We start from the raw sequence: 17,329 nt of genomic DNA, 5'->3' as shown, positions 1-17,329 counted from the left end.
TTCAAGGAAAGAAATATGACAAAAAGATTAAGGTAAAATATAGGTTTTTCAATTTTCCTTCGCATTGCAAACGTTACAAATACGAAGACAAAGCCCTGAATAGCCCCTACTATGAGAAAAAGATTAAAAATCGCCCTGAAATCCATTGAGATCTCTTGAAAGTTAAGAAATCTCGTTCATTTGGAGTAATTCATCAATATAACCTCTTTCATTGGACAGTCTGGGAATCTTGTGCTGTCCGCCTAGTTTGTTCTTGGATTTTAACCAGTCATGAAACAGGTTTTGCCGTGCAACATGCACTTTGGGCATTCGAAGTGTAATATTATTATACCGTTTGGCCTCGTAGTCAGAATTCAGCGATTTTAGTGCATTGTCCAAAAACTCGGTAAAGTAGGCAACATCTTTTGGTGGTTTTCGAAACTCAATAATCCATTCATGGCCCCCTTTTTCGCTACCGTTCATAAAAATGGGCGCTGCAGTGTAATCCATGATCTGAGCATCAGTTTTTTGGCAAATCTGGTTCAAGGCCTCCTCTGCATTCTCAATAATGAGTTCTTCACCAAAAGCATTAATAAAGTGCTTGGTACGCCCTGTAATTCGAATTCTATAAGGGTTTGTTGAAGTAAAACGTACCGTATCGCCAATCTTGTAACGCCATAAACCAGCATTGGTGGTGATGACTATGGCATAATTTACTCCTGTTTTAACTTCCCAAAGTGGAATGGCTTTTTCTTCTTTTCCATAGGAATCCATGGGTATGAATTCATAAAAAATACCATAATCCAACATTAAGAGGAGGTCCTGGGAATTATTCCTATCCTGAATCCCAAAAAATCCCTCTGAGGCATTGTATGTTTCGTAGTAATTGAAGTTTTTCCTGGGCAATAATTTCTTATACTGATCTCTATAGGGTGCAAAACTCACTCCTCCATGAAAATATACTTCAAGGTTTTCCCAAATTTCAAACAAGTGGTTTTTACCCGTTTTTTCCAATACATCATTCAGTAATACCAACATCCATGAAGGAACACCTGCCAAGCTGGTCACATTTTCCTGAATACTCTCATCGATAATGGCTTTTAACTTGGGTTCCCAATCACTCATTAACGATACCTTGTTACCCGGAGTACTACTATATTCGGCCCAAAGCGGCATATTATCAATTAGAATAGCAGAAAGGTCGCCGAAAAACGTCCCATTATCTTCATACAACTTTTTGCTACCCCCAAGCCTCAAACTCTTTCCAGTAAAAAGTTGGGAATTCTCATTGTTGTTAAGATATAAGCAAAGTAAATCCTTACTGGATTTATAATGACAATCTTCCAGAGCTTCAGTGCTTACGGGAATAAACTTACTCTTCGCATTGGTCGTACCACTGCTTTTGGCAAACCATTTTATCGCCGTGGGCCAAAACAGATTTTGTTCTCCACGTCGACTTCGTTCAATCAAATCCGCTATACCCTCATAGTTTACAATGGGCACTCTGTTTGCAAAATCCTCATACTTTTCAATGTCATTAAACCCATACTGTTTTCCAAGCATGGTATCTTTTGAAAAATCAACCAAATGCTGTAAAACTTCACTTTGCACATCCAACGGGTATTTCAAAAAAAGCTCAATTTGGTGATAGCGCTTTTTAAGTAACCAAGAAGCTATGGAATTGAATAAAGGTATTGGCATTTTTAGGTATCTTTAACCTATAATGAGGTTGGGTCTTATAGCTAAAATAGGTCATCTTGCCTTCATTTTCAAATCAGTCTAAAAACATATCAATTCCGCCATGCTTTACGAAGGTGTTCTGCGCAAAATGCAAACCGAACTAGGGAGTCCTATCCAATATTATCTCGTTTTTGAAAACGATTTTTTAAACATGAACCAGCTTTTGGATAAGGAAATACAAATCGATTTTATTAAATATCAATGTCTGAATTGCGGAAGGGAAAGACCTATCTATCGACAAGGTTTTTGCAAATCCTGTTTTTATGAGTCTCCGGCTGCAGGGGATTGGATCATGAAGCCCGAATTGAGCACAGCCCATTTAGGCAAGGAAGATCGCGATTTGGAATATGAGAAAAAAGCGCAGCTACAACCACATATTGTATATCTGGCCAATAGCAGTAACGTAAAGGTGGGGGTAACCAGAAAATCCCAGGTCCCAACTCGGTGGATAGATCAAGGAGCTCATGAAGCCATTGAAATTGTTGAAGTCCCCAACAGATATCTCGCAGGCATCACCGAGGTTGCGCTAAAAGCACATGTGAGTGACAAGACCAGCTGGCGTAAAATGCTCACCAATAGTATAGAAGATGTTAATCTTGTGGAATGGAGAAATAAGCTCAAGTCCAGTGTTCCAGAAGAGGCATCTGATTATTTTATTGATTCGAACACCGAGACGCATATGGATTTTCCCGTATTGCAATATCCGGAAAAAGTCAAGAGTCTTAATCTGGACAAAACACCGAGTTACACCGGAGTCCTTAAAGGTGTAAAGGGTCAATATTTGATTTTTGAAGATAGCACTGTGTTCAACATCCGAGGGAGTGAAGGATACTATGTTGGTATTGGCATTAAGTAATTTCGTCTCTGTATATCACTATAAATGAAAAAAGCACGTTTCTTTTTCTCTTTTTGGGTCTTGTTGATTAGTTGTTCTTGTAAAAATAAGCAACCGGAACCGTATCAATCAGACGCCCTAAAAATCAAACCTCTAAACAACAATGTTTTTGCACATATCTCATACCTACAAACCAACGATTTTGGGAAGGTGGAGTGTAATGGCATGGTGTATTTCAATCAAGACGAGGCAGTAGTTTTTGATACTCCCAGTGATGATGTGACCTCCAAAGAACTCATTGAATGGATTGAAAAAGAACAGAAAAAGAAAATTGTCGCAGTAGTGGTCACACATTTCCATATTGACTGTTGGGGTGGGTTAAATCAGTTTCATAATAGTAACATAATGTCTTATGCCAGCCAAAAGACCATAGCTATAATGAATGAAAAAGGGTTGGAACTTTTACCTCAACATGAGTTCAATAATATGATTGAAATAAAAGTTGGAGATGCATTTACCCAAGTAAAGCATTTTGGTGCTGGCCATACCATAGATAATGTGGTTGGGTATGCTTCAGAAGAAAAGGCTCTTTTTGGTGGTTGTCTTATTAAATCAGTGAACGCCAGCAAGGGTAATCTTGAAGATGCAGACATTTCTGAATGGTCGACCACAGTTGAAAAAATAAAACAAGAGTTTCAAGATTTGGAAATTGTAATCCCTGGACATGGTAAAAGTGGAGGGACAGAACTTTTAGATTACACCATCCAATTGTTCGAGTGATATTAAGTTGAAAAAACCAAAATAAACAAACGTGAGAAAAGAGTTGATTCTTACCATTTTACTGTTGGTAGGCATAGGTCTAAATGCCCAAAAATCCATAATGACCTACAATATTCGCTATAACAATCCAGGAGATAAGGAAAATTGGTGGGAAAATCGCAAACAAGAAGTTGCAGATTTGATACAACACTATAACCCTGATATTTTAGGGATTCAAGAAGGTTTACATGACCAGGTGACCTATTTGGGCAACACCCTGGAAAATTTCAGTTTTGTTGGTGTAGGACGAGATGATGGAAAACAAAAAGGTGAATACGCAGCAATTTTCTTCAACAAGAAGAATTTGGAATTGGTCAACACCAAAACTTATTGGCTTTCTGAAACGCCGGATAGGATTTCTGTAGGATGGGATGCTTCTATGGAACGAATTGTAACCTATGCCAAATTCAAGGACAAAGGCACCAAAAAAATAACCCATGTGTTCAATTGTCACTATGACCATATTGGGAAGCTAGCAAGGGAAAATTCCTCAAAACTAGTCCTTGAGCTTATAAAAAAAATGGGAATTGCCAATGAGCGTGTTACCGTTATTGGGGATTTAAATAGTCATCCCGAAGAAAGTCCAATTCAAATCTTGAAAACACAACTACAAGATGGGTATGAAATCAGCGCAGCTTCAGCCTATGGCCCTGTTGGAACATTTAACGGCTTCAAACCAAATGAAAAGCTCACGAGAAGAATAGACTACATTCTAACCAAAAACTTGAAGGTTGAAACTTTTCGCACCATTGACGACCGGAGAAAGAATGGATTGTATCCTTCAGATCATCTTCCAGTCCTCGTTACTTTAGATTAGTTATTGACCGTATCCTTTTTCTTTTTGCCCAATAGACCACCCAAGATGGATTTTGCGGTATTTTTTACCGGATCTTCAGAATTGGTGGAATCTTTGGTCTGGGTACTGTCCTTTTTTCCTCCCAAAAGACTTCCAAGAGCTTCTTTGACACCTGAAGAACTTGTTTGGGTAGAATCCTTATCATCCTTGGCAAATACATCTGATAATAAATCCTTAGCCGTGTCCTTACCCTGGTTTAACAATTTCTGTTTTTGAATCTCCACCAACTGTTTTGTCAATTTGGAAATCCCAGAGCTCAAATCGGTACTTACCGTGGGATTTGCGTAGTTTCCTCCAATATTAGCCACCACAGGAATGGTCAAATCCTTTAAACTATCATCATCCATTTTAGCAATCAAATTGTTCACATCATTGCCCAAATATTTGGCCGGGACATCCAAGGTTGCTGAGTACTGCAACTGTTTATCAAACGTATGGCTTCCATCCACATTTACAGCTATATCCTTATACTTTAGAGCAAATGGTTTTACCTTTACAGAACCATTATCAAAACTCAATGCGGTTTTTAAATCGCTTAAATCTAAATCGTCAGTGTTTAAAAAGTTAAGTTTGGAACTCATTGCAGACAGCAAAGGTGCGTTTCCCGCTTTTACCTTGGTTGATAACAGTTCTGCCAAAACATCACCCGAAATAGAAGCCAAATTGGGTGTGAAATCTTCTTTTAAATTTCCTGATATCTTGATATCGGAATTGAGTTTTCCCTGAAGTGCATTCGCCAATGGAGCTAACACTTTAAACAACTCCAAAGAGGAAAAAGATTCTCCAATATTAAAATTGTTCATTCCTAAATCCATGTTGAAGGTCGATGTATCTTCTTTGGTAGAAACCGAACCAGATACCCCTAAAGTCCCTCCGAACAAATCGGATTTCAAATTTTGAACTGTTGCGGTTTCATCTTTAATGACCAATTTCCCCTGAACATTTTTCAGTTGGAGGTTATCATAGAGCACGGTTCCCGCAGAAGCATCAATGGTACAGTCCAAAAAAGATGGAATCTTAATACGTTCCTCTCCTTCTGAACCAGTATCGCTGGTCTCTTCTTCAGAACTTTCCTCCTCTACCATAAAATCGTTTAGGGCAAAAGTATTTGAGACGAGCGAAAAGTTCCCTTCAATATTTTCGTTATTGAACACAAAACCGAGCAGATTCGACAGAGTTCCTGTAGCATCAAAATCGGTTTGTCCTGTTTTACCTTTAAAAGAATTTAATGAAACCGTCTCCGGAGTAAAATCCACCGCTGCTGAGCTAATAGCCACTGGGTTTTTCAATTCCTCAGAGTTATACTCAAAATTAGAAACCGCTAAATTGCCATTGGTCTTCGTATTTTGATACTGATTGTTTTCCAAGCTGGCCATATCAAAAGAAGTAGTGACATCAGCTACCAAGATTCCTTTCAAATTATAGTCGGAAGGCATAGGATACGCTTTGGAAATGTTCTCCAGGTTCATTTTTCCATCCAAATGTGCATTCACCTTGGTATTGCCCATCAAATCATTGATTCTGGACTTTAAACTAAACTTATCCTGGTCAATGGTAAAAGTGGCATTCTTAATGTTGACATAGGTGTCCTCAGCAACCCCTGTTTGATTGTTGATTTCAGTGTCGATATATACATTTTGAACCGATTTTGGCAAATCGGGATACTTAAAAGAGGCGTTTTCCGAATTTATTTGAATGTTGAAAGTGGGAATGTGTTCTTCATCAACAATACCCTTGAACTGTCCAGCCACCTCAAAATTACCAGTGGTTTGTACATCTTCTATATTCTTGGAATAAACTTCCGGAATCACAGCCAAAAAGTTCTTGAAGTCGGAAGAAGGCGTTTTGAAGTTAATATCCACTTCCTGACTCTCATCATTTACCTGTACAAATCCATCAAAGACTAAAGACAATTGGTTGATCATTGCTTTATTTTCCAAAAATGAATATTTGTTTTGTGCCAAATCAATCCCTATTAAGGCATCCAAAAACAATTTGTTGTTGTTTAGGTATTTAACGCTATCCAGTTCAAAAGAGACCAAAGCATCCGTCATCGTTTTAAGCTCAGATTTCTCCAATGAAAGGTCACCCGTACCAGAATGATTTAGCTCCGAGATTGTCAAGTGCATTCCACTGACCAAATCAGCGTATGTGATTTCAGAATTGGTAATTTCATAAGCATCCATCGCCAAGGTGAAATTTGCACCTTCTTCACTTTCAGCAGTACTTGCGGTTTCATCGGAGGTTTTGCCAATGTCATAATTGGCATTTTCCGATTCGTCCACTTTAATATGAAGTTTTGCTCCATCCACTTTCAGGCTTTTGATGGTTAGCGGTTCTTCAGCCGTTTTGAACAATTCATTAATTGACATCTTTAATGCAATCTGGTCGGAGGCAAATAAGGTATCACCTTCAAAAGGAGCATTATTTACCAAGGATAATTGTTCCAATTCAACGTGGGCATTGGGAAAACTTTTAATCAAGCTCAAACTTGCATTTTCAAAATCCAAGGTGGCATTGATGTTATTGTTGACTTTATTTTTGATGATATCGGCTATCTTTCCCTCAAGTAGCATGGGTAAGGCAATTAGTAACGAAATCAAGACAAGTAGGGTTATGCCAATGATTTTTAAGGCTTTAGTTCTCATAATTTGGGCGTTTATAACGGCAAAATAAGTAAGAAGTACCTAATTAAGGGCTATTTCTTCCCCTAATTTTAGGTTAAATCTTCTGCGTATTAGATATACGAAAAGATAGAGCAAAGGGGTGTCGAGGAGGGCAATAAAAATCTTAAAAACAAATCCGCTAATGACTAGACCATAAAAAAGTTCCCATGGAATCTCACCAAAACTGCACAATAGCAAGACCACAGTAAAGGTGTCTATGAACTGGGAGGAAAAGGTTGAAAAGTTATTCCGAAGCCATAGGTATTTGCCTTTCGTAAGTCTTTTCCAGAAGTGGTAGAGTTGAATATCTACAAATTGAGCCAACAGATAAGCCATCATAGAGGCAAAAACGGCCACTATGGTATTTCCAAAAACCGAATTGAACATTTCGTTGGAGACCGGAGACCAATCGGTTGCTGAGGCAGCGGAAGCTGTGGACACGATCAACAAGGAAAAGAAAGAAGCAAAAATACCAGCTACCACAACTTGATTCGCCTTCTTTTTACCAAAAATCTCCGAAATTAAATCTGTTATCAAGAATGTGATAGGGTAAGGTAAAATCCCAACAGAAATCTCAAATAATGGTGCCCCAAAAATGGTTATTTCCCCAAAGGGGTTCCAATAAAAGAATTTCTGAAAAATAAGGTTGGACACCACTAAAGAAGTGATGAACAAAGCCCCTAAATAGAGGTAAATGGAAAACGCAACTCTCTTATCCTTTTGCGTCATTCGATTATTTGATATTTAGGCTAAATGGCATTTTGGCCTGGATTCCTTTTTGTTTGGTCAATTGTTTGAACTCTTTTAATATTTGATAGGCTTCATTTCCAATTTCTTCTTGAATCAAGGCTTCTCCCAATTTGGTCTTGGCGCCTCCAAAATTCTCCATGAAAATTTCAAAATCAGATTTGTATTTGGGGTATTTCCGAATTCCGTAGGTCTCCAATTCAGCCATTTCTGCCGCAGCGGCGATTGCATCTTCCAAATCCCCCAATTCATCTATCAAACCATTTTCTTTTGCATCCACGCCACTCCATACTCTACCTTGGGCCAATACATCCACTTCTTCAACACTCATATTTCTTCCAGCTGCCACGCGCTCTAAAAAAGTATTGTAGGTATCTTCAATTCCTTCTTGCACCACATCTCTGAACGAATTGCTCATCGGCTCAAATAATGAATAATCCACCGAGTTCTTATTGGTCCCAACTTGTTCTGCATTGATTCCGATATCTCCAGCCAATCCACTTACATTCGGAATTGTCCCAAAAACACCAATAGAACCGGTTATGGTGGTAGGTTCCGCAAAGATTTTATCCCCTCCTACCCCAATATAATATCCGCCTGAGGCAGCTACGTTTCCAAAGGAAACGACCACAGGCTTTTCTTTTTTGGCCAACTCCACTTCTCGCCATATAATATCCGAAACCAAGGCACTTCCGCCCGGTGAATCAACCCGCAAAACGATTGCCTTAACACTTTCACTTTTAGTAGCTTTTTGAAGTGCTCTTGTAATCAGGCCTTGTCCAATAAATTCCTTGGACCCCTCACCATAATAAATCTCTCCTTGGGCATAAATTACTGCTACTTTATTCTTGCCGACATTATATTTTGTTCCACTAGCCAATGGAATATAATCTTGAAAACTCACATAATTAAGGTCATCATCCTTGTCAACTCCAAGGCTTTCCTTCATTAAACTTTCATATTCATCAAAGTAAAGATTGCCGTCTATCAAACCCGAAGCAACGGCAAACTCAGGAGTGCGTCCACCCAATGTATCTGCCACAATATTCAGTCTATTTGTGCTTATACCTCGTGAAGCACCAATCTCACCGACCATTTCGTTCCATAAGGAGGTGATCAGTTCTTGAATTTGCTCACGATTCTCAGGACTCATGGTATCTGAAAGATAGGGTTCAACAGCGCTTTTGTATTTTCCATGCCGAATCACTTCCATTTTTATGCCCGTCTTTTCCTGCAAATCCTTAAAGTATAACACCTCTGTCGACAATCCTTTGAAATCCATGCCTCCAACCGGATTCAAATACAACTCATCTGCTACACTGGCCAGGTAATAGTCCTTTTGTGTGAAGAAATCGGAATGCGCATAAATGAACTTCCCGGTAGCTTTAAAGTCTTTCAGTGCTTTACGGATTTCTTGCACTTGGGCAAGACCGGCTTGCACAAAACTGGTGGTAAGGCTAATTCCCTTTATTTTTTCATCTCCCCCAGCCACTTTTATAGCATGAATTATCTCATCCAACCCTGCTTCATCGTTCCAATATCCACCGAAGGGGTCAGTTTCATCCTTACCCAAATAATCCCGGATGGGTTCCGTAAAGCTTATTTCCAAAATGGAATTTTTCTTAACCATCACTCCATCATCTGCACTGCTTACTATGGCCAAAAATATCATGAACATGCCGAACAGTATGCCAAATGCTACCAAACATCCCAAAATTGAGGCCAAAAGATTTCTCAAAAAATTCATTAAAAAAATTTTATTCTGCGTCAAATATAACCATTGTTATATTGTTTTGTTTACTTTGTTTTTTTGATTATGGGTCGAAAACAACAGGCATATCTTTCTTTGGGAAGCAACATGGGCAATCGCTTTCTTACACTGCAAAACGCCCTTTTCAGTATTCAAGAAAAAGCTGGGGAAATTCTGGCCGTATCTGCTGTTTATGAAAACCCGGCTGTTGGTTTTGACGGAGATGACTTTTTAAATGCATGTATCGCTGTTGAAACGGAACTTGTTCCATCAAAATTGCTCGAAACTATACTTCAGATAGAACGTGATTTTGGTCGGGAAAGAAGTGAGCATGAGGGCTACCAATCCAGAACATTGGATATTGACATCATCCTTTATGGTAACGATACCGTCAATTCGGCCAAGCTGACCATACCACATCCTAAGATGGTTGACCGAAATTTTGTCTTAAGACCTCTGGCCGATATTGCTCCCCAATATTACCATCCCATTCTGAATAAGGACATCCGTAATCTTTTGCAGCAATGCAAAGATCGAAGTCAATTGAAAAAGACGAAGCACAAACTGTTTAAAAATAGAACGGAGCTTTTTTCGCAACTTCAGTTCATAGCGATTGAAGGTAATATCGGGGCAGGAAAATCTACCTTATCCAAGATGATTGCTTCCGATTTTAACGCAAAGTTGGTATTGGAACGTTTTGCTGACAATGCCTTTCTTCCCAAGTTCTATGAGGACCAAGCTCGTTATGCTTTTCCTTTGGAAATGTCTTTTTTAGCAGACCGCTACCAACAATTTACCGATGATACTTCGCAATTTGACCTTTTTAAAAACTTTATGATCAGTGATTATGACATTTTTAAGTCGCTGATTTTTGCAAAAATCACCCTGCAAGAAGAGGAATTCGATTTGTACCGTAAAGTGTTCAATTTTATGTACAAAGAGGTAAAAAAACCCGATATCTATTTATACCTCTATCAAAATACGGAGCGCCTATTGGACAATATAAAAAAGAGAGGACGAGAATATGAACAAAATATAAGTCCTTCTTATTTGGAGCAGATAAATCGAGGGTATTTGGATTTTATTAAAGGTCATCCCAATCAGAACAGTATGATTTTGGATATCAGCGAGTTTGATTTTGTAGCCGACAAAAAGGATTATAACACCATTTTAAAGGCGCTTTCGGACCAAATTCTTTTATCAAAGTTTTAAGAGAATTTTCAGAAAAAGTTTGCATATAACGAATGGTTTTATTTTATTAGCCTTCTCTTTACAGAGGAACTAACTAACTCAAACTATATGTTTAGCCCTGATTTTTCAGGGCTTTTTTGTTTTTAGGGCATTCATTTTAGACCAAATATCCCAAACCACCACTCCAGCACTTACCGAGATATTCAAAGAATGTTTTGTACCAAATTGGGGAATCTCCAAAACCACATCACTTGCAGAAACTACCTCTTGTGAAACTCCTTTTACCTCATTGCCAAAAACCAGTGCCAATGTTTCTCCTTCCACAACATCAAAGTCATTGAGCATAGTGGAATCTTCTGCTTGTTCAACAGAAATTACCTTGATTTTTTCGCTTTGAAGTTCTTGAATAAGTTCTAAAGTGTCTTGTCTATACTCCCAATCCACACTTTCGGTCGCTCCTAAAGCAGTTTTTCTAATGTCTTTATGGGGTGGAGTGGCTGTAATTCCGCACAAATAGATTTTTTGAATTAGAAATGCATCCGCAGTGCGAAACACCGAACCTATGTTATTTAAGCTCCGGATGTTGTCTAAAATCAAAATTATAGGTGACTTCCGCTCATTTTTAAAGCCTTCGACATCCAATCGGCCCAATTCGCTGTTTTCTAGTTTACGGTTCATAGGTTTTCAACATCCATGTGAAAATATCAACAAAAATTTCTGATCTATAGGGAAAACGGTACTTTCGTTTTTACCCGGTTCAAAAATAACGGAAAATCCATCGCTTTGGCAGCATCTTCAAAAACAAAGAAAGTAACCCCCCTAATGCAGCAATACAATGCTATCAAGGTGAAACACCCTGATGCGCTGCTACTTTTTCGTGTTGGGGACTTTTATGAAACTTTTGGTGAAGATGCCATTAAAGCCAGTAAAATTCTTGGAATTATCCTTACCCACAGAAACAATGGGGGAGATAAAACGGAACTGGCAGGTTTTCCGCACCACTCGCTCAACACCTATTTGCCAAAATTGGTAAAAGCAGGTCAACGTGTGGCTATTTGTGACCAATTGGAGGATCCCAAGTTGACCAAGAGCATTGTAAAGCGGGGTGTTACCGAATTGGTTACTCCCGGCGTTGCGCTAAATGATGACATTTTATCTGCCAAGCAAAATAATTTTCTCTGCGCGGTGCACTTTGGACGCAATAAATTTGGCGTTTCCTTTTTGGATATCTCTACCGGTGAGTTTTTAACTGCGGAAGGTTCCGCGGAACAGGTCGATAAATTGTTGCAAAACTTTGGCCCAAACGAGGTTTTGGTTTCCAAAACACATAAAAAGGAATTCACAGAGCTTTTTGGAACACAATTCCATAGTTTTTATTTGGAGGACTGGATATTTCAGGAGGATTATGCCCAAGAAAGTCTGGCAAATCATTTCAAGACCAAAAATCTTAAGGGTTTTGGTATAGATCATTTGGGTTATGGAATAATCTCTTCTGGAGCCGTACTGCATTATCTGTCGGAAACCCAACACAGGCAGTTACAGCACATCAACAAAATTCAGCGTATAGCGGAAGAGGAATATGTGTGGATGGACCGTTTTACTATTCGTAATCTGGAATTATATCATTCTACCAACCTCAATGCGGTGACGCTGCTGGATATCATCGACAAGACTATTTCTCCCATGGGTGGTCGCCTTTTAAAGCGATGGCTGGCCCTTCCGCTGAAAAATATTGAAAAGATCCAACAACGCCATCAAGTGGTTTCGTATTTAAAAGAAGAAGAAACCCAGCTTGAAAAAATGCAACATTGGATCAAACAAATGGGCGATTTGGAGCGCTTGATCTCCAAACTGGCCACCGGGAAAATAAACCCGAAGGAGGTCATTCAGTTAAAAAATTCGCTTGAAGCTGTTGGTCCCATAAAACAATTGGCTACGGAAAGTTCCAATGCTTCACTCCAACTTATTGGGGAACAGTTGGATGATTGCGAGCGACTACGCACCAAAGTCAAGGAAACGCTCAATGAAGAAGCGCCTATCAACCTACAAAAACGAAATACGATTGCCACTGGTTACTCCGAAGAGCTGGATGAACTGCGCAATATTGCTTTTTCTGGCAAGGATTATCTCGATAAAATGTTGGCGCGGGAAACTGAGCTAACTGGTATTAATTCGCTCAAAATTGCCTCCAATAATGTTTTTGGCTACTATATCGAAGTGCGTAACACCCACAAGGATAAGGTGCCTGAATCTTGGATTCGAAAACAGACTTTGGTCAACGCAGAGCGCTATATTACCGAGGAGCTTAAAGAATACGAAGCCAAAATATTGGGTGCCGAAGAACGTATTTTGCAATTGGAGCAACAACTGTTTGACCAACTTTTGGTTTGGCTGCAAGAATACATAGTTCCGGTGCAAAAAAATGCTCAGTTGATTGCCCAACTGGATTGCCTTTCCGGATTTGCGCAACTATCCAAAGAACATGATTACATCTTACCCACTATAAATGACTCCACAAGTCTGGAGATTAAAGACGGGCGTCATCCAGTTATCGAAAAACAGTTACCTCTGGGAGAAAGTTATATTACCAATGATGTTTTCCTAAATCGTGATGAGCAGCAAATCATTATGATCACAGGACCCAATATGAGTGGTAAATCGGCCATACTCCGTCAAACCGCCCTAATCGTCCTTCTCGCCCAAATGGGAAGTTTTGTTCCTGCGTCTGAAGCAAAAATTGGTGTTGTGGACAAGATTTTCACGCGTGTGGGGGCAAGCGATAATATTTCGATGGGTGAATCTACCTTTATGGTAGAAATGAACGAAACAGCCTCCATTTTGAACAACCTTTCGGAACGGAGTCTGGTTTTATTGGATGAAATTGGCAGGGGAACCAGCACATATGATGGAATTTCCATTGCTTGGGCCATTTCGGAATATTTGCATGAGCATCCTTCCAGGGCAAAGACCCTTTTTGCCACGCATTATCACGAACTCAACGAAATGACCAATACTTTTGGCCGCATTAAAAACTACAATGTTTCGGTAAAAGAGTTAAAAGATAATGTGCTCTTCCTTCGGAAATTAATCCCGGGAGGTAGCGAACATAGTTTCGGAATCCATGTGGCCAAAATGGCGGGGATGCCGCAACAGGTGATTCAAAAAGCTAACAAAATCCTGAAAAAGCTCGAAAAATCGCATTCCAGTGAAGAAATAGCGGGTACCTTGGAGGCAACGCAACAAGAAATGCAGCTCAGTTTCTTTAATCTGGATGACCCTTTACTCGAAGAAATCAAAGAGGAAATTCTACATTTGGATATTGATACCCTTACTCCTGTGGAAGCATTGATGAAGCTTAACGAGATTAAACGTTTGTTGGGCAAAAAGAAAAAGGCCTCCTCCTAAAATATTTCTTTCTTTTTTGCGGAATTGTTTTAAATTTGCATCCGCATCGGCAGTAACTGATGCTGCAGATGTTCTTTAAAATGCGAAAATAGCTCAGTTGGTAGAGCATCACCTTGCCAAGGTGGAGGTCGCGGGTTCGAATCCCGTTTTTCGCTCAAAACGCTGTTTACAGCGTTTTTTTATTTAAGTCCTGCTCGAGTGGTGGAATTGGTAGACACGCCGGACTTAAAATCCTGTGGGCATTTGCCCGTGCGGGTTCAAGTCCCGCCTCGAGTACAGAAACCCTTCTTAATCAACTGATTTTGAAGGGTTTTCTTTTAAAAAAAGTGGCCAACCAATGCTATTGTGTATGTATAACTACTAATGATACTGCCACTATACCTTTTCACTACCAATATTTTTATAAAATCAGGAATTGACATAATATTCCAGCGGATTAATTTTGGACAAATAAGTAGTACATTTAGTACAAAATAGTAGGGATATGGGGAGTTTTCCTTATATCCAGTAGTTGTGCGCAAGCCTGAACATAATAACTCCAATTAAAAAATGAACAGAAATATATTCATTAATAAGTTCCAAAATAAAACTAACATGGAATTGGAATATATTTTAGAAAATCAAAAAAAATATACCGAAGAGGCTGTTAATGCCGCCATTCATATTTTAAATCTACGTAATGGAAAATTACCTGGATTAGATTCCGTTGACCAAGGAAAAATTGAAAAAGAAAATAGGGACAACGATCTAAAAAATATTGAAAAAAAAGAAAAAAAGAAAAGACGCAAAGATTATTATGCTAGGAGATTACTTTGGTTTGGAATTTCTTGCGTTGGTTGTGCTTTTTATTTTTTTGCTCCAACCTTATTTACAGGCCAAGAATCTTTGATTGAAAAAAGTGGAGAAATAGAGGTAGTAAAAACTTTATACTCCCAAGTGAGTTAAAGAGGGCATGAAAGCATTAAATCCGAATTGATTTTAAAACTTAAAAATGATAAACGAAAATATAAATTAGGTAAGAATATTGAACAAAGTAGGTATAATAAAAAATACGAACTAGTTAAGAATGAATTAAAAAAATCGGGGAAAGCGATTATTTGGATTAAGAAAACAGACATTTCAGAAATGGAACCCCAAGTATTTCAAATTGCAACAGGTGAAAGGAATATTCTCTATGATATGGAGGACGTAAAATCTGAATTGAAATTTCTATTTCCTCTTATGTTAATATTAGGATTCTTTGGAATTGGAGTCTATTTAAATCATAAGTATCCCGACAATGTGAATCGTATATTTGGAAAAAAGCCAGTTGCCAACAATGTATAACCGCAATTACGACGGATTCGACTACGTCCGAATCCACTCGGAATTGCTAAAGCCAGTGCTAAACCGAAAATTAACGCATATTAACCCGTAACTGACGGTTATACGGGACCGTTAGCGGCAAGCAGAAAAAAAGAAAAACAATGGCTGTCAAATTTGAAATTGAATCGGTGTTTAAAATAACGGAAAAAGGATATTTCGTTACAGCCAAATTAGTTGAAGAAGGAAAAGGATTTTGGCTTCCAGAAAATTCGAAATTGGGAAATATAGAAATTACTAATAGTTTAACTCAACCAAGAGCAATTGATGAAAATGGAAATGTAAGATTAGATTTGTGGGCATTTCAATTAAAAAATGATTCAGATTCCGAAAAATTTAAAGAAGGTGAAATCGTAGAATTATTTCCTGGAGATGAAATTAAATTTTTACCACCTTGGATGAAAATTGAATCAAAAGGAAACTTAGAAGATGAATTAAGAAAAGAAATTTCGAATGAACATCTATTATTTGGAAAAGTAGTGGAAGTAATTGCAAAAAGAGAAGATAATGATGATGTTCTTTTTAAAATTGGCGAACAAGAAATGGCGGTTGTGCATCTAACTTGGAAAGGAAGAAAAGAAAGTTCTTCCGAATTTCCGAAAACAAAGACATTTAATCATTGGACAGAAGTTTATGAAAGAGTAATTGTGACAGATAATAAAGAATATGAAATTTGAATAAAAAAGAAGCCAGCCGCTAAAAATGGCTAAAACGTCCATGCCCAGCAAAAGCTGGTCACGTCGTTTAGCCGAGACCGTTGGCAACAAGTTAAAAAAGAGAAGATGAAAATTAGAAATATATTACCATTTATATTATTAATGCTTGTCATATTAGCAAGCTGTAAAGAAAAGAATGAAGCAGAAACTAAGGTGGCAGCTATTGAGCAAATAAACCCTGAATTGGAAAAACAAGCCATTTTGGAAACATTGAACAACGAAACCAAAGATGCTTTTCAAAGAGATTACGAGGCTTGGACTAAAAATTGGGTTCATGACCCTGACATTTCAAAAGTTTACGTGGATTTTGCGGACAGTACTTTTACAGAATCAATCGGGTGGAAAAAAATAAGCCAGTTCGTCAAAACATTCATACAGGAACATCCTGAACCCGAACCAATTCCTGAACTGTTGGACGAAATCAATGTACGCCTCTATGGAAATGGGGCCTGGGTTACTTATGAACAACAGGATTCGATTCGAGGATTAAAACGTGAAACAAGACTTATGGAAAAGGTGAATGGCAAATGGAAAATTGCTGGAATGCAAACAACTATTTATGGATTTAAAAAGGACTGAAAAAATAAAACCAGTTGCCAACATTGTGTATAATTAATTGCGGTCGGATTTCCCAGAATGGAAATCCCTGCAATCAATCATCTTTACGTCAGGCGGACATTTTCCGTTGGAAAAGTCCGCAACTAATCATAGCCGAGACCGTTAGGTGCAAGCCGAAAAAGAATATGAGCAAACAAAAACTGATTAAAAGACTAAAGAGTTATTATCCTATGGAACGATTTCACGCTTTTGTGACCTTCCCTGCTATATTAGTTTATCTAATCTTTAATAACTCATTTGCAAATATATTTTTTCTACTGTATGGAATTTTAGTTTGTATAATAATACTAATTCAAGGTCAACACTATTGGAAATTAAAATTATATAGATTGATGAACAAACCTTTCAATCAAGAAAAAAACCTAAATATTTTCAGGAATTCTAAAAAAATAAATATGATATTAATTGGCTTGATTCCAATGATATTTACAATTCAATTGTATCAAAATGACTGGGGAATTATACCTGAAAACTTAATTTTGTGGGGGATATTAGCCAATTTTTTCGCAGTTCTTGAACATATAAATTATTACAACCGTCAGTTAATGATTGACAATTCAGCTGATTTGGAATATATAAAGCGGAATAAAAAATTAAAAATTTCAAGTTTAGCTAAGGATTTAAATGAGAATGAATTATAAAGCC

15 protein-coding genes and 2 tRNA genes are annotated in these 17,329 nt (G+C 38.1%); 12 read left to right on the top strand and 5 right to left on the bottom strand.

Going from position 1 to position 17,329, the window contains the following annotated elements:
* Positions 1-162 precede the first annotated feature (162 nt).
* A complete protein-coding gene (locus ACOKFG_RS06765; protein WP_299488418.1) occupies positions 163-1,680 on the bottom strand; it encodes a GH3 auxin-responsive promoter family protein in 1,518 nt (505 codons plus the stop codon).
* A gap of 100 nt (positions 1,681-1,780) precedes the next feature.
* Here ACOKFG_RS06765 and ACOKFG_RS06760 point away from each other — a divergent pair, with 100 nt between their 5' ends.
* The 3 genes from ACOKFG_RS06760 to ACOKFG_RS06750 are packed head-to-tail and all read left to right on the top strand — an operon-like array spanning position 1,781 to position 4,190.
* A complete protein-coding gene (locus tag ACOKFG_RS06760; RefSeq protein WP_422862086.1) occupies positions 1,781-2,575 on the top strand; it encodes a DUF2797 domain-containing protein in 795 nt (264 codons plus the stop codon).
* Positions 2,576-2,599: 24 nt separating this feature from the next.
* Entirely contained in the window at positions 2,600-3,334 is a 735-nt protein-coding gene (bla, locus tag ACOKFG_RS06755; protein WP_422862085.1) for a subclass B1 metallo-beta-lactamase, read from the top strand.
* A 31-nt stretch (positions 3,335-3,365) separates the two neighbouring features.
* The gene (locus ACOKFG_RS06750) at positions 3,366-4,190 is read left to right on the top strand and encodes an endonuclease/exonuclease/phosphatase family protein (RefSeq protein ID WP_422862084.1); all 825 of its coding nucleotides are present in this window, start codon (positions 3,366-3,368) and stop codon (positions 4,188-4,190) included.
* Here ACOKFG_RS06750 and ACOKFG_RS06745 read toward each other — a convergent pair.
* From ACOKFG_RS06745 to sppA, 3 genes are read right to left on the bottom strand one after another with little or no spacing between them, the layout of a single operon-like run.
* A complete protein-coding gene (locus ACOKFG_RS06745) occupies positions 4,187-6,877 on the bottom strand; it encodes an AsmA-like C-terminal region-containing protein (RefSeq protein WP_422862083.1) in 2,691 nt (896 codons plus the stop codon). The two genes, ACOKFG_RS06750 and ACOKFG_RS06745, sit on opposite strands and share 4 nt — an antisense overlap.
* A 39-nt stretch (positions 6,878-6,916) precedes the next feature.
* Positions 6,917-7,624, bottom strand: a complete 708-nt coding sequence (locus ACOKFG_RS06740) for a queuosine precursor transporter (RefSeq protein ID WP_299175179.1) — start codon at positions 7,622-7,624, stop codon at positions 6,917-6,919.
* Positions 7,625-7,628: 4 nt separating this feature from the next.
* Positions 7,629-9,389 (bottom strand): signal peptide peptidase SppA, encoded by a 1,761-nt coding sequence (sppA, locus tag ACOKFG_RS06735; RefSeq protein WP_422862082.1) that lies wholly within the window; start codon positions 9,387-9,389, stop codon positions 7,629-7,631.
* A 69-nt stretch (positions 9,390-9,458) separates the two neighbouring features.
* Here sppA and folK point away from each other — a divergent pair, with 69 nt between their 5' ends.
* Complete coding sequence (folK, locus tag ACOKFG_RS06730; protein WP_422862081.1) at positions 9,459-10,604, top strand: 2-amino-4-hydroxy-6-hydroxymethyldihydropteridine diphosphokinase; 1,146 nt, start codon at positions 9,459-9,461, stop codon at positions 10,602-10,604.
* A gap of 105 nt (positions 10,605-10,709) precedes the next feature.
* Here folK and ACOKFG_RS06725 read toward each other — a convergent pair whose 3' ends face one another.
* Positions 10,710-11,261: an RNA methyltransferase gene (locus ACOKFG_RS06725; protein ID WP_422862080.1), complete on the bottom strand. Its 552-nt coding sequence runs from the start codon at positions 11,259-11,261 to the stop codon at positions 10,710-10,712.
* A 144-nt stretch (positions 11,262-11,405) separates the two neighbouring features.
* Between ACOKFG_RS06725 and mutS the strand changes: the two genes are divergently transcribed.
* From mutS to ACOKFG_RS06685, 8 genes are all read left to right on the top strand, one after another.
* Positions 11,406-13,988: a DNA mismatch repair protein MutS gene (gene mutS / locus ACOKFG_RS06720; RefSeq protein ID WP_422862182.1), complete on the top strand. Its 2,583-nt coding sequence runs from the start codon at positions 11,406-11,408 to the stop codon at positions 13,986-13,988.
* Positions 13,989-14,070: 82 nt separating this feature from the next.
* Positions 14,071-14,143: transfer RNA gene (locus ACOKFG_RS06715), tRNA-Gly, on the top strand.
* A gap of 37 nt (positions 14,144-14,180) precedes the next feature.
* Positions 14,181-14,264 (top strand) — tRNA-Leu (locus ACOKFG_RS06710).
* 318 nt (positions 14,265-14,582) lie between these two features.
* A complete protein-coding gene (locus ACOKFG_RS06705) occupies positions 14,583-14,933 on the top strand; it encodes a hypothetical protein (protein WP_422862079.1) in 351 nt (116 codons plus the stop codon).
* 27 nt (positions 14,934-14,960) lie between these two features.
* Positions 14,961-15,314 (top strand): hypothetical protein, encoded by a 354-nt coding sequence (locus ACOKFG_RS06700; RefSeq protein WP_422862078.1) that lies wholly within the window; start codon positions 14,961-14,963, stop codon positions 15,312-15,314.
* A 140-nt stretch (positions 15,315-15,454) separates the two neighbouring features.
* Complete coding sequence (locus ACOKFG_RS06695) at positions 15,455-16,027, top strand: hypothetical protein (protein WP_422862077.1); 573 nt, start codon at positions 15,455-15,457, stop codon at positions 16,025-16,027.
* A 105-nt stretch (positions 16,028-16,132) separates the two neighbouring features.
* Positions 16,133-16,645: a hypothetical protein gene (locus ACOKFG_RS06690; RefSeq protein WP_422862076.1), complete on the top strand. Its 513-nt coding sequence runs from the start codon at positions 16,133-16,135 to the stop codon at positions 16,643-16,645.
* A gap of 164 nt (positions 16,646-16,809) precedes the next feature.
* Positions 16,810-17,325: a hypothetical protein gene (locus ACOKFG_RS06685; protein ID WP_422862074.1), complete on the top strand. Its 516-nt coding sequence runs from the start codon at positions 16,810-16,812 to the stop codon at positions 17,323-17,325.
* The last annotated feature ends 4 nt before the right edge of the window (positions 17,326-17,329 follow it).

This window comes from Flagellimonas rhodophyticola, from assembly GCF_049332665.1.
Classification (GTDB): Bacteria; Bacteroidota; Bacteroidia; order Flavobacteriales; family Flavobacteriaceae; genus Flagellimonas.
The sequence above is the reverse complement of the archived record's forward strand: the minus strand, read 5'-3'. Positions and strand labels throughout refer to the sequence as shown.

Bases quoted from the DNA above. Each gene is read 5' to 3' on its own strand.
- ACOKFG_RS06765 (WP_299488418.1), bottom strand. From the start codon at position 1,680: ATGCCAATACCTTTATTCAATTCCATAGCTTCTTGGTTACTTAAAAAG.
- ACOKFG_RS06760 (WP_422862086.1), top strand. From the start codon at position 1,781: ATGCTTTACGAAGGTGTTCTGCGCAAAATGCAAACCGAACTAGGGAGT.
- bla (WP_422862085.1), top strand. From the start codon at position 2,600: ATGAAAAAAGCACGTTTCTTTTTCTCTTTTTGGGTCTTGTTGATTAGT.
- ACOKFG_RS06745 (WP_422862083.1), bottom strand. From the start codon at position 6,877: ATGAGAACTAAAGCCTTAAAAATCATTGGCATAACCCTACTTGTCTTG.
- ACOKFG_RS06740 (WP_299175179.1), bottom strand. From the start codon at position 7,624: ATGACGCAAAAGGATAAGAGAGTTGCGTTTTCCATTTACCTCTATTTA.
- sppA (WP_422862082.1), bottom strand. From the start codon at position 9,389: ATGAATTTTTTGAGAAATCTTTTGGCCTCAATTTTGGGATGTTTGGTA.
- folK (WP_422862081.1), top strand. From the start codon at position 9,459: ATGGGTCGAAAACAACAGGCATATCTTTCTTTGGGAAGCAACATGGGC.
- ACOKFG_RS06725 (WP_422862080.1), bottom strand. From the start codon at position 11,261: ATGAACCGTAAACTAGAAAACAGCGAATTGGGCCGATTGGATGTCGAA.
- mutS (WP_422862182.1), top strand. From the start codon at position 11,406: ATGCAGCAATACAATGCTATCAAGGTGAAACACCCTGATGCGCTGCTA.
- ACOKFG_RS06705 (WP_422862079.1), top strand. From the start codon at position 14,583: ATGGAATTGGAATATATTTTAGAAAATCAAAAAAAATATACCGAAGAG.
- ACOKFG_RS06695 (WP_422862077.1), top strand. From the start codon at position 15,455: ATGGCTGTCAAATTTGAAATTGAATCGGTGTTTAAAATAACGGAAAAA.
- ACOKFG_RS06690 (WP_422862076.1), top strand. From the start codon at position 16,133: ATGAAAATTAGAAATATATTACCATTTATATTATTAATGCTTGTCATA.
- ACOKFG_RS06685 (WP_422862074.1), top strand. From the start codon at position 16,810: ATGAGCAAACAAAAACTGATTAAAAGACTAAAGAGTTATTATCCTATG.